Source organism: Pseudomonas sp. PsB (assembly GCF_043658375.1).
GTDB lineage: Bacteria > Pseudomonadota > Gammaproteobacteria > Pseudomonadales > Pseudomonadaceae > Aquipseudomonas > Aquipseudomonas putida_Z.
In genome coordinates, this window is record NZ_JBIGLU010000069.1 from 1 (window position 1) to 10971 (window position 10971).

Annotated in this window: 12 protein-coding genes; 5 read left to right on the forward strand and 7 right to left on the reverse strand. The window is 56.0% G+C overall.

Going from position 1 to position 10971, the window contains the following annotated elements:
• Positions 1 to 255: 255 nt before the first annotated feature.
• Entirely contained in the window at positions 256 to 762 is a 507-nt protein-coding gene (locus ACGLHT_RS29545) for a DUF5623 domain-containing protein (protein ID WP_223271184.1), read from the forward strand.
• Positions 763 to 1016: 254 nt separating this feature from the next.
• Here the strand turns inward: ACGLHT_RS29545 and ACGLHT_RS29550 are convergent, their stop codons facing one another.
• Positions 1017 to 1757 carry a zeta toxin family protein gene (locus ACGLHT_RS29550; RefSeq protein ID WP_135192933.1) on the reverse strand — a complete coding sequence of 247 codons (741 nt, stop codon included), beginning with the start codon at positions 1755 to 1757 and terminating at the stop codon, positions 1017 to 1019.
• Positions 1758 to 2223: 466 nt separating this feature from the next.
• Between ACGLHT_RS29550 and ACGLHT_RS29555 the strand changes: the two genes are divergently transcribed.
• On the forward strand, positions 2224 to 3087 hold the full coding sequence (locus ACGLHT_RS29555) for a 3'-5' exonuclease (RefSeq protein ID WP_135192932.1): 864 nt from the start codon (positions 2224 to 2226) through the stop codon (positions 3085 to 3087).
• A 120-nt stretch (positions 3088 to 3207) separates the two neighbouring features.
• A complete protein-coding gene (locus tag ACGLHT_RS29560) occupies positions 3208 to 3699 on the forward strand; it encodes a hypothetical protein (protein ID WP_135192931.1) in 492 nt (163 codons plus the stop codon).
• A gap of 70 nt (positions 3700 to 3769) precedes the next feature.
• Here ACGLHT_RS29560 and ACGLHT_RS29565 read toward each other — a convergent pair whose 3' ends face one another.
• Both ACGLHT_RS29565 and ACGLHT_RS29570 read right to left on the reverse strand, forming a co-directional pair.
• The gene (locus ACGLHT_RS29565) at positions 3770 to 4075 is read right to left on the reverse strand and encodes a hypothetical protein (RefSeq protein ID WP_135192930.1); all 306 of its coding nucleotides are present in this window, start codon (positions 4073 to 4075) and stop codon (positions 3770 to 3772) included.
• A gap of 15 nt (positions 4076 to 4090) precedes the next feature.
• Positions 4091 to 4390, reverse strand: a complete 300-nt coding sequence (locus ACGLHT_RS29570) for a hypothetical protein (protein WP_135192929.1) — start codon at positions 4388 to 4390, stop codon at positions 4091 to 4093.
• A 1194-nt stretch (positions 4391 to 5584) separates the two neighbouring features.
• Here ACGLHT_RS29570 and ACGLHT_RS29575 point away from each other — a divergent pair.
• Positions 5585 to 5962, forward strand: a complete 378-nt coding sequence (locus ACGLHT_RS29575) for a hypothetical protein (protein WP_135192927.1) — start codon at positions 5585 to 5587, stop codon at positions 5960 to 5962.
• Between the two features lie 59 nt (positions 5963 to 6021).
• On the opposite strand, the gene ACGLHT_RS29580 is transcribed toward ACGLHT_RS29575, so the two are convergent.
• Together ACGLHT_RS29580 and ACGLHT_RS29585 are read right to left on the reverse strand one after the other, a co-directional pair.
• Positions 6022 to 7089 carry a hypothetical protein gene (locus ACGLHT_RS29580; RefSeq protein ID WP_223271183.1) on the reverse strand — a complete coding sequence of 356 codons (1068 nt, stop codon included), beginning with the start codon at positions 7087 to 7089 and terminating at the stop codon, positions 6022 to 6024.
• Positions 7090 to 7119: 30 nt separating this feature from the next.
• Complete coding sequence (locus ACGLHT_RS29585) at positions 7120 to 8310, reverse strand: hypothetical protein (protein ID WP_135192926.1); 1191 nt, start codon at positions 8308 to 8310, stop codon at positions 7120 to 7122.
• 207 nt (positions 8311 to 8517) lie between these two features.
• On the opposite strand from ACGLHT_RS29585, the gene ACGLHT_RS29590 reads away from it, so the two are divergent.
• A complete protein-coding gene (locus tag ACGLHT_RS29590) occupies positions 8518 to 9117 on the forward strand; it encodes a hypothetical protein (protein WP_223271182.1) in 600 nt (199 codons plus the stop codon).
• A 132-nt stretch (positions 9118 to 9249) separates the two neighbouring features.
• On the opposite strand, the gene ACGLHT_RS29595 is transcribed toward ACGLHT_RS29590, so the two are convergent.
• Together ACGLHT_RS29595 and ACGLHT_RS29600 are read right to left on the reverse strand one after the other, a co-directional pair.
• Positions 9250 to 10326, reverse strand: coding sequence for a hypothetical protein (locus ACGLHT_RS29595; protein WP_189638525.1), 1077 nt, complete (start codon positions 10324 to 10326; stop codon positions 9250 to 9252).
• A 17-nt stretch (positions 10327 to 10343) separates the two neighbouring features.
• Complete coding sequence (locus tag ACGLHT_RS29600) at positions 10344 to 10778, reverse strand: hypothetical protein (RefSeq protein WP_189638524.1); 435 nt, start codon at positions 10776 to 10778, stop codon at positions 10344 to 10346.
• Between the last annotated feature and the right edge of the window lie 193 nt (positions 10779 to 10971).

Consider the following 10971-nt stretch of genomic DNA (forward strand, 5'->3'; position numbering starts at 1 on the left):
AGGGCTTCTCCCATGCACTGATTTGAGCGCTAATTATATGATATTTATGGATAATTTCCAAAGTTGATGACATTGGGCTATACACCACGCCTTCATGCCACATCTGAGGCGGCACTATCGCGTTTGATCGTGAAACTCAAAGCCTTGGAAAACAGGTTGAACGGTGAGAAATGGACGTACGACTCCCAGGGGTATGAAACCCAATTCATCAGCCCGGCCAGGCATCTCAGCGGCAAGAGAAAGAAACCAAGAGTCATGCCTACACCTCAAGGGGTTGAGCGCGCGGGCGCAGTCCCGTGTGGCCCCGATCTGCCTGGGTATCCATCAAGTTGGCGACCCGCTCGCCGATTGGACTTGGATAGACATTTACACATCGGTCCGATCATGAGTAGCCTGATGGCTTCAGTAATCATGGCCTGGTCAGGAGCTGGCTTAGGTCGCGTCGGCGGCACCCTGTCCGCTTGGTTCCGTTCTGAGTACAAAGATGAAGAGCTTCCCAACGAGCATTCGCGGCAAATCTACGACTTGCCAAAACCCACTATCATCCGGGGAATAGATAAACAACTGGCTGCACTTGCCGAAGTTAAGCAGACAATTGTAGAGGGCTATCAGGAATGCAAGCCCAAGAGGGAGCTACTGGAGCGCATTGATCGCGCGGACAGGTGGATTCGACGGAACTTAGCCCATCTTGAAGCGATGGAAGCGGATATTTCAGCGCACAGACTCGCAGAGTCACGTCGTGGGGATGGAGTAGCACAGTAACGTGTGGTTGAAACAGTAGTTTTATGTCGTCGCGGCGAATAGGAGGCCACAGATTGACCGAGTTCGCCGCGGCAGTTTCTAACGATTAGTAGTTGGTGTCGTGCAGGCGGTCGTACGCACCTGCAGATAGCTGTAACCTTCCCTATCAGGGCCGCAAGAGTGCTTTCAAGCGACCTGTTTATCTTTACAGCCTACGATAAAGCCAATCTGTCGCGGAGGCCGCTCGATGGCGACATGGCGCCATGCTGCTACGGCTAGCTGGCGACATTCATGACCTTGTCTACATAGGCCTCCATAAACCAATCAGGCTGCTCCTCGGACTTGTACTCAAGACTTGTACCGTCTGTGATCTCAGCAAGCCAGACAGAGCCTTCCCCCGAGTTATCAAAGATGTAGGCCCGGTTGGATGCTGCGACTGCTTCCGGCAGTAGCTTAAGTGACCGATGGTAGCGCTGAACGATCTTGTCGGCCGGCACGTTGTGGCCGCCATCGTCCACACGGTTGGCAACCCGGTTGATGTTGATGTTTGGATTGTCAGTGGCCACAAAGTAGAGGTAGGTGCGGTAACCCAGTTCCTGGGCACGGCGCATAAACGCGACCTTATCTCCCGACGACATCACGGTCTCAAACGTGAAGCTCACGCGGTTTTCCAGGAGCTTCTGCCTAATGAGGTCAGCAATTACCGAGGCATGGTAAGAATTGAAGTCGAGACGCCGAACGTCGATGCGAAGGCCGTTCATGTCGAACAGGGATGCTTGATCTTGAAGGTGCTCTTTCTGGATCAAGGCATGACTGGCAAAGAAGGTACGAAGTTCGTCGCCGGTAGCCTGGACATTAAACTGAGTGAGATCGACAAAGCCGTCAGCTTTCGCTGACTTCTCGATCTCGTCTGCGTTCACGTAGGTGTTGATCAGATTGGCCGGGACCTGCTCTTTGATGGTGCTCTTGCCCGAGCCATTTGGCCCCGCAAAGACGCGGAGCCTAGGCGTTGGCACTGGAGCTTACTCGTTGGACCTGGATAGTCTGGCCGACGCTCACCTTGCGGCGAGGCCTGGCCTCCCCTACGACGGTCGCGGACCCATCGGCCTTGGACTCAACGAGGTAGCTGCCCTGCACCTTCATGACGGTATGCCCGGCTGCGAGCGCTCGCAGATAGGCAGTACGAGTCGCACCTGCAGCGACTGCAGGAATCTCGCCTTCAAGGTTCCGAATCTCCTTTTCGGTGAGGCGCTTTTTACTCGGCATACCTTTCTCCTGAGAGGAAATGGATAGGGACTCCCTCATTCTAGCCACGTCGTGCGTCTTTCTAAAGCATCGGCGCTTTATGGCTACGAGAAACCGCAATCCTCGCCGGTTATCATGAGGACTGGTGAGTGATCCGACGCTTGAGCGTACTGGCCTGAGAGATTTACTCGAGCCGTAGGTGCTTGGTCGGTACCCCAGATCCGACGAGGTGAGGCCATGGATCAAGTCCAGCTCGAGGCACTTAGAGCAGAAGCAATAGCGGCCGGCAGGTCCTTTTCGAAAGGTCGGCTTCGGGACGAGTTCCGGATGAAGCCGAAACCTGATGCGACGCCGGTGGCGCATTACAAGAACGGTTATGGTGGGACCTTCGGCGTGTACCGGATCGCGGACTGCCTCCCATTGCGGGACCGCAAGGCTGCTGCCCCCTCCCCGAAGCAAGTTCGGGCGGCGGCCATACTTGCACTAAAGGGCCGGATGCAAAGCAAGGTGGTCAAGGCCTCTCATGTCGCGGTGCAATGGCTTGCCAATGCACCTCTCGTGCTGGATGCCGAAACCACAGGGCTTGGTACAGAGGCCCAGATCATCGAACTGGCGATCGCCGACGTCGACGGGAATCTGCTTTTCAACTCCAGGATTCGGCCCAATGTTCCAATCGAACCAGCTGCTGCCGATGTACACCGAATCCGAGCTGAAGAGCTCCAACATTGTCCGACCTGGCTCGAGGTTGCCGGCAGAGTCAAGGCGCTCCTTACCGGTCGTCCCATTGTGACCTTCAATTCAGCGTTCGATCGGCGACTGCTGATTCAAACCGCGAACGCATTCCACGATGACCATAGCTGGCTTGCAACGTGTCAGGTGCATTGCGCTATGGGCCTGGCGGTGGCCATGTATGGGGCAACCAACCGCTATGGGACCATCTCTCTTGCGGCAGCAATGTCGTTGGCCGGCGTAACCTGGCGTGGTCAAGCACACTCCGCAATTGGAGATGTGCTGGCCACCGTGGATCTTCTGCAATCGATAGCTCAGGTCAGACTCAATCTCGATCAGGAGCTGAACCGGCTCCAGTCCTGGTCGGATTAACTCTCGACGCCTTCTCCATTCATAAGGAGCGTATTCCGCAGAGAGCAATCTGCTGGTATCGGCAAGCCCTTCCGTTAGAATCCCGTGGCCAGGCATACACAGTCAGGAGGATCAAGCTGCATGCCCCACTTTCAACCGTTCCGCGCCGCTTTCGCTGCCGCGATTCTGACCCTGCCGCTACTGGCCCAGGCTGGCGGCGCTGTTGCTGTTACAGTGACCGCAGCTGCGGCGGCCGCCGCTTCCGACTCAGGCCTCCCAAATGCCGGTAATTCATACGGAGCAACCGGATACTTGTTCGTGGACGGGGTGGGCTATTCCGGGGGCAAAATGGTGTACTGCCCGGCTTCAGTCGGGTTCGTTAAAGCAGCATCCTGGTTACGTTCGAAGAACACGATAGTCAAAGGGGATTGTCAGTATAAGGACGGAACCCTACCTGCCGTATCGTCCCAAGACTTTATTGACGAGGTCCTGGGCAAGGATGTGGCGACTGTGGTCAGCGTGGCTCCTGTATTCGTCCAATACGGACGTCCTCTCGGAGTGATCTATTACAGAGACAACGGCAATGGCATGGATGTGGATTCGCGACCGAGGCAAACAGAAATCTATGAGTGAGTCCTTTTGCCCGGCCAATACAGCCATCGTGATGTGGTGCAACTACAGCACCAGGTGACCACCTTGTATCCTATTCATGATCCGTATGGATAACGACTTTCGCCCCCTCACCAGTGACAATCGGGCTTCCGACACCATGGGTTGAGACATTGGTATACGCCGGAGCGCAGCCAGAGCTTTGCCCTGGTGCGTAGGTCTTGCCATTGATGACTACCACGCTGTTTTCCCCGGTGACGATTGGCGCGTTAGGCCCGGTGGTTGTGCAGTTGTGAGCCTCGTCTGCCTTCGCAGCCTGTTGAGCTGGAGCCTTCTCAGCAGCGGCATCGCAACCAGCAAGGATGGACACCGCAAGCAGGGCCGTGATGGTGTTCTTCATATCGTTTTCCCTGCGCTACTTGTCTTCAACCGTATCCGATTTTGCTGCCTGCTCAGCAGCTACATGCTTGGCAAGTTTCGCCACTTGATCGGCCAAGCCTGGGGTACGAGTGTTGCAGGCCCACGAGTAGAACCCTACGGCGCCGATCACCAAAGCAACCGACACCGCACACAGGGCTTTCTTGCGCTGAGGGCTACGCCGGCTACGGCTGACAGCGAGAGTGGCCAGGGCAAGAAGTACAGCGATGACAACGCCAGTCACGAATGGATGTTCCTGGGTAAATCGCAGACCGCTGATTACGCTTACTGGAATCATGTTACCTATCCCTATTTTCGATGATGTGAACTCCAACGCGGAGTCCTCTACGTCCTCGGCCTGCCCCGGCAACTGGCCAGGGCATGAGGTGCAACTGAGCGGGTTTCCTACTGTGGGTCAGGGTCAACCGCGACCCAAGCCTTCGCGCCGTTGTAGTCGCCGCCGCCTTCGGCCTGCAGATCAAACCCGACAATCAAATGAGGGTGGATGTCGGGTTTGCGTATTAGACACCCTCACTTACGAGCAAAATGGCTCTTGAGGGCTCCCAGCGCACTTCGTTGGAACCTGAAGTTCCGTTTCGAAGATCCGTAGGGAGCGCCTGGCACGATCAGGCATTCGCCCCAACGTCCATTCACCATTGGAAGATCAGGTCAGAGAGCTTCTACAGCGAGCTAGAGGCAAGGTAGAGCTTCATGGCTGCGGCCCCCTGCGCCCCAGGTAGGGTTTGCGACGTAACCTATTGATAATCCTCCCCACCTTGGTGAAGGAGAGGCTGGAAAGCGGACCGCGAAACCAGCCTGGGCCAGCGCCCTTTCACAGTACGATCAGTCCTGAACTGGATGAGGACTGAATCCATGGATCACCTAGACATACATCATCCGCCGGCAGCGACTGAAGACGACTGGCAAGCCCGATGCGGTGTACAGAAGATCGTGCAAACCGACCGTTATGGTTGCGGGGTAGCGTGTTTAGCGATGGTTACCGGCTGGACATATCAACGAGCTCGGGAGCATTTCGTAAGCCAGGGGCTTGGCAAGAGGAGACATGGCCGACCGCCCTTCTCTACGAGTTCGGGCGAGATGAGGATGGCGGTGGCCACGGCAGGACTTCTGACAGAGACTCGCCGGTGGCGGGGATGGGCCGATCTTCACGGCCTGGCGATAGTCAAATTGCGCGACATACGTCCCGGAGAAAGGGAACGTTGGCACTGGGCGGTGGCGTTTCGACACCCCGAGTTTGAAATCGCAGTCTTCGATCCGCACCGAGAATGGCCGGGGTTCATTCAACCGCCAATGGACACCCTCTGCACCATCTTCGAGGTGTTTCAACCGAAAGGTGAGTGGCTGCAGGTGGAGCAGCGCCTTCTCCTTTCGACAGAGAGGCCAGGCGGGCTAGAGCCCGCCCTTTTGGTTTGAACCAGGTTGAAAATAGGGCTCAAATCAACTTTTAACAAAGCGTTTTCACGAGGGGGCTATGAAAAACTACTTCAAACAGATCTACCAAGACGCGAAACAAATGGCCACTGCGACGAAAATTACCCTTCTCGCCATTTGTCTCTTGCCAGGGAGTGTGCTTGGAACTTTGGTTGTGTACCTCGCAAGTGTTGCGAGGGACACTGTGGCCAAATTCGAAGTTTTCAGAGCTCTCAAGAGCTTTGCTGGTGAATCCCATGTTGACGAAGTGCATCACCTCGCAGAACTGCTCTTCCGACACTCGCCTGAGTTGTGGTACCTGGTCATGGCCGTGATAGGTACCGCCTTCATCAGCGCAGCCGTCTCTTGGCTTCTAATTCTTCCAAACTTCCACGCTATGTTCGCTAAGGCGAAAGCTGGGCGAGTAGACCGCAACTGATCTTAAACCAGGCTTCCATACCTCAAGCATGGGGGCCTGCCGTCACCCACAATCTCAACCTAAGGCAGTTTCACTACCCCCCAACCACTGCCGCCGGCAAGGACCACAGGCCGGTCAATGTTGGGAAGGTGCAATTCTGGAAAGTCGCAGTAGCGCTCCATTGCCCGGGCAAATCGCATGGCCAAATCGAAGCCATTATCGCGCTGCTCGGGCACAGGAAGAGTCCGGCCCGAGACGATGTCGACCACCACACTCCCCAACGATTTTGAGTTAGACGATAAGGTGAGATGCCATGCGCTCTGCCCTTCAAGGAAGCTGCCGAAGATCGAGGTCTCGATGTCATCGAGCACTCGAAGCTGTGGCTCCCTGAAAAAAACCACTGCGGTTTGTGCCTTCGCTCCCTGCGGTGAAGTGATCCAATCATAAATCGCATAGCTGGTCTGATCAGGGTTCAGCTCAGGGTCAGGCGCCAAGCCAGTCATGAATACAGGGACCGAGCCGAGTTCGGAATCCCTGAGGTAGCCCAACCGTGCGACAGGTAGTCCAAACGGTACGTCGTAGTCACGCCCGTCGCTGAGTTCCAGGTTCCATCCGAGATGCTGGAACATCGCCATGTACACCCGCTCATTGGTGAAGTGGCAGCCGCGGCGGTGGTTTTCTTCAGTACCAGGAACAAGCGCTCGATTTTCTTGATCCAGAGCGATGAGGATCTTGTCCAACCTCGAGGAAGGCGACTCACCCTCCTGATAAAGGGACTCTTTGACGGCCGCACGAAGCGGCACGAGTTCAAAAGAGCCCAGGGGGTTTGCCCATAGGAAAAAATTGGCGGTGGCCGGCTTCACACCGAACTCGTGGATCAGGATTGAGCGATGTTCTGCAAGAGTCGAAAGCCGAAGTTCAGGACTCAAATCCTCAGTCATGAACACGCAGTTCTGTTCCGGGTTGCAGGCCTTGACCATTGCATTCCAGTGATGCCACCCTGACAGTCTTAGGAACACTTCACGACTTCGATCTTTCAGGCCTGGAAGGAATCCGGCCAGGCACCCGACCCACGCACGAGCATAGTCCTCCGCAGGGAAGATCATCGGCTTTTCCAGCTGGGGGGCAGATGTATTGGTCTTGATCACAAAAACTCCTAGAGGCGGTGAGCACTCTGCTCACTCACAATGATTCGACAAGCAGCTCTTCTGCCAGTCCGTGCCGTGAATTCGAACAAAGGCCTCCATTTCAGGAGACAGCGGACTCTCGATCCTGAAGTCTCCATAGGCCTCAAGGAATCTCCCCCACCGTTCTCGCAACAGCCCGCCGCGCCTGTATTTAGGCGCCAGCCAGATCCAGGATAAAGTCCAGGGGCTGCCTGATGGGTTCGTTTCAGTCTCGTAAAGGAATGCACAAGCGCCTGCAATCGTGCCGTCAGCACCAGCTGGAATCAGGTAGCCGTGCCAGTCAACCGTTGCTTTAGTCGACATCGTTCCAGTCCACTGGACAAAGTCGTAGCCAAAATCCGCGCGGAAACGCTGGGCGCGCTTCAATACCTCCTGATGCATCCACATGGGCACAGATGCGTCTACCCGATCGGCGCCAGCGACACACTTTAGTCTGGCCGCAAACCGCTTGTTCGGGCCCGGGTCCAGTAACCGCTGTGTTTCTCTATGAACCTGACGATGTGCTTCACGCTCATTACGACTGCTGGGCAGGTAGGTCGTACCGCAGTAGGCACAGGTTTTAAGTGCCGAGTTGACGTCACGATATCGGGGCCCGGCTACTTCCAGCGACAACACATCCTCCCCTTGGAGCACCAATGTGAAGCGGTTTCCTAACTCATCCCGGTGGCGCTTGGTCGTTGGAAATGCCGGCTGGCGCTCCACATCTGATCGGAGGACTGTCGTAGTACAGCCGCGGGAAACCTCATAGGTAAGAATGAGGTACTCCGATTCCGTCAGCATGGGCTTGCCTGCCAGGTTGCCCTTTATCGCCTGCACCAGCTGACCAGGTGAGACAGCGAAGCCCAGGCGTTCCATGAAGATCAGCAGAGCAACGGCATCGGCAACGGCATAGCCATCCAACCACAACACATCGTCGTCGAGGCGCCTGGGCTTCCGGCACAAGCTGACTTTAGGGATTCTGAAGTAGGCAGCCAGTGCCTCTGCGTATCGGCCGGCCGCGGCAAACCCGCGGTACTCAGTCGCGATAATCAAATCATCAAAGTCGGATCTCGAAATACCGCCACACTCCAACAGTGCACGCTCAGCCGGAGTTAATCCCATCCGATCATCAAGCCGGGGGCGCTTCTCCGTCAGCAGTTTGTAGATCCGCTGCAACTGATCACTGGAAAGCTTGCCGGTCAAAAGCTACCTCTCGTGTCGCGGCTGTTTGGGGAACAGGCAGTCTAACGACCGCCGGGCAAATTCAAAGGCGAATTCCCCGAGTGGTCACGTGCGGGTAGAAACGGATCAAGCTACTTTGAGGTTAACCATCCCTCAGAGGACCTCCAGATGACAGCCACAAGGAAGAGGCACAGCGCTGCCTGGTTGATCTCTACGGCTTGGATGCTGATGACTACCGCTGCAATGGCGGCAGAGAACCCTACCCAGGGCGACCCATTCTCACCAACCACACTCAAGGACTGGGTATCAGTCATCAGCACCCTGATCACCATGGCCCTGGCGATTTGGGGTATCTGGAGCGGCTTGAGGTCAGCCCGAAATGCGATCCAAGAGAAGCGAAAGGAACACCGTCAGAAGCAGCTTGCCGCTGCACGGGACATGATGAAGGAGATTTTCACAGATCCACTCGCCCGCTCTGCGATGCGAATGATGGACTGGTCAGGCCGGACCTTCACCCATGAAGGCCAGACCTACGTCGTTCACTGGAGGGACCTCAAACCAGCCCTTGTCGTGCATGAGAAGGGGATGGGGTTCAGCAAGCAGCAGGAGTTCATTCGTGACTGCTTTGAGGCCTTCTTCGATCACATGCTGGTGCTCGAGCACTTCCTTGATCAGGACTACCTGCACGAAGCCGACATTGCTGTGCCCTTGGAGTATTACGCCGGGCGCGTCATGTCATTTCCTGATACTTATGACGGGTTCCTGCGGGCTTATGGGTACAGCGAAGCACGCGCATTGATGCAACGCCTTGCGGAAGGCGGAAAATAGGGCCGGCACCAGGGCGAAATCCCACATTTCGTGCAAAGTGCCCTTGCTTACACGGCCTACGATGGGGCTTTGACCCTTGCTGTCAGCTCTGCAGGAGTCCGCATGAAACTGAAGGCCTCCGCTGGGGCAGAATCACTCCATCGGCGGGGGGAGCAGGATGTCAGAGAAGGGCTCAGGCACCACCACATTGTAGGGTTTCAGCTGTTCGAGGAGCCCTTTGTAGCCGAGCAACGGAATGGTTCGAGCAGGTTCACCAAGGTCGTTGCCAAAGAAGTTTTCCCAGTGCCCCAACAGCACAAGACGCGGTTTGGTCACCCTGAGGAGGCCTGTGGGGTAGTAACTGACTTGATTCCACCCTCCCCCGCAAAGGATCTCGACGTCGACGCGCTTTGAGTCAGAGATTATGGGTGGAAAGCCCCATGGAGGTTCAGCGGCGCTGTCTTGATAATGAATGCGGTAAACCGGCCGACCATCCTCCCCGAGGAGGTCAATCATCCAGGCCAGAGTTACTTCACCAAGTTTCCAGTCCAGCAGACCAGTCGGCAAATCGTCGAGTTCCCAGTCGTACTCACCTGGGATGAAGTTATGGCCGAAGAGGTGCCCGGCATGCATGCTTCTAATAGGCATCACACGGATCGAACCCACGGAATTTGCTCCGTTTACGTCCCCATCAGTGATGACCTTCCCGTCGGAGTAAAACCATGTACCAGGTCGGGAGGGATCACGATGGTCGGTTATCTGCTGCTGACTTGGCACCACCACCGCGCCAGCGCCAAAGATCCGCTGTCCTGAGCTGTTCTTTGCTGCATGAAGAATGTGCTTAACCGTTTCAGACCCGTATACAACCGCTTTCGGAGAGTGCTTATCTACGACCCGCGGCACATCGAGAAGATGATCGTAGTGCGCATGACCCACCAGAAGCATCGTCACGTCTGCTGCAGGCGGCATGTGTCTGTCGACCTTCTCGTTGTCGGCTACCACTCGGGCCGGGGGTATCCCAGGAATGCCGAGGCTGGCCGGGTTGGTGTACGAAGGCGCCAGCAATAGCCCCTCCCCACGCCAATGTATGAGCCAGCCACCTACGCCAAGAAACTGAATCTTCGGCTCATCGCCCCAATGGTGATTCTGAACCGGTAACCCTTCTGAAAGCGGCTCATGAGTACAGCCGACCAGCAAACTCAATCCCAGTACGATCGATAGCCCTCGCATGGTCGGCACCCCTGCTGTCAAGGTTCGAAGCGGTATACGCGGTGGTAGAAGGCCCAAAGCATGGAAAACATCGCGACCAGCAATACCCAGTGGGTTACCTCTGGCTTGAACAATGGCAAGAGGAAACCCAGTTTGAAGTAGTCGATTCCAAGAAGGCATACCAATAGCATGCCAAGGACCAATAGCCCCCTGGGCCCCTTCATCATGCGAAGTGGATGGGCAATAACAGCAGAGAGGGGAACTCCAAGCAGTGCCAAATAGACAACCCAGACCTGCTCCGAAGGGACCGGCTCGTTTAAGAAGCGAAGACCAGCGAAACCCAGTAGCAGCGTCAAGCAGTCCACCAGGTCAGAGACGAAGGCGCGCCTGGTGTAGCCCTTCCCAAGATCATAGTGCCTGACCATCAGCCTGCTGAATTGCAGGCAGTGGTAGCCAATGAACCAGGCAGCCATACACAGAGACCAGCCGTTTGGGGACGCGCTCTCGAGAAATACCCTGGCATGCAAGGCACTAACCGTCCAGACAAGAGCGGCTCCCAGCGCTGCCGGGTAAAGCAACCCTGAAACGAGGGGTATACGGATTTAATGGTTGATGGGGCACCTTCACCCCATCAATCTGATACCACCCTCAGATGGTTGATAGATC